The following is a 616-nucleotide window of genomic DNA, read 5'->3' as shown; positions in this document are numbered from 1 at the left end:
GTTTGCCTGGCTGCCCGGTGCGGTCGCGGCAACAAGGCGAGGCAGTTGCTTCATGCGCTTGATCGGCTTGCCATCGAAAGCCAGGATGATGTCGCCTGTCAGCAGCCCGCTATTTTCGGCGGGGCTTCCCGGGGTCACTTGTACGACCAATGCGCCGCGGGGTTTTTCAAGGCCAAAACTCTCGGCAATGTCCGGCCCCACTTTCTGAATACGCACCCCCAACCAGGCCCGTGTCACCTGGCCGCTGTCACGTAACTGTCCAATGACGTCCGCGACCAGATTAACCGGAATAGCGAAGCCAATACCGACGCTGCCCCCGTTGGGGGAATAGATTGCCGTATTTACCCCGATCACCTCGCCGGCCTGGTTGAACAGCGGCCCGCCGGAGTTGCCCCGGTTGATAGGGGCATCGATCTGGATGTAATCGAGGTACGGGCCGCTGTTGATATTTCGACCCCGTGCTGAAACGATGCCCGAGGTTGTGGTGCCACCAAGGCCAAAGGGGTTGCCGATAGCGACCACCCAGTCACCGACCCGGGCAGTGTCGGAATCACCGAGGGCCAAGTACGGAAATCGCTCGGTGGATTCGATCTGCAGTAGCGCGATATCGGTACGC

The 616-nt window shown here is 60.6% G+C and carries 1 protein-coding gene; it reads right to left on the bottom strand.

The features are described 5' to 3' along the window. A partial coding sequence (locus tag QF629_13035) for a trypsin-like peptidase domain-containing protein (protein MDP6014442.1) occupies positions 1-616 on the bottom strand: 616 nt, incomplete at both ends.

It is taken from the genome of Alphaproteobacteria bacterium, from assembly GCA_030739735.1.
GTDB lineage: Bacteria > Pseudomonadota > Alphaproteobacteria > UBA7887 > UBA7887 > UBA7887.
Note: the sequence above shows the minus strand (reverse complement) of the source record. Positions and strands in the feature narration are given on the sequence as shown.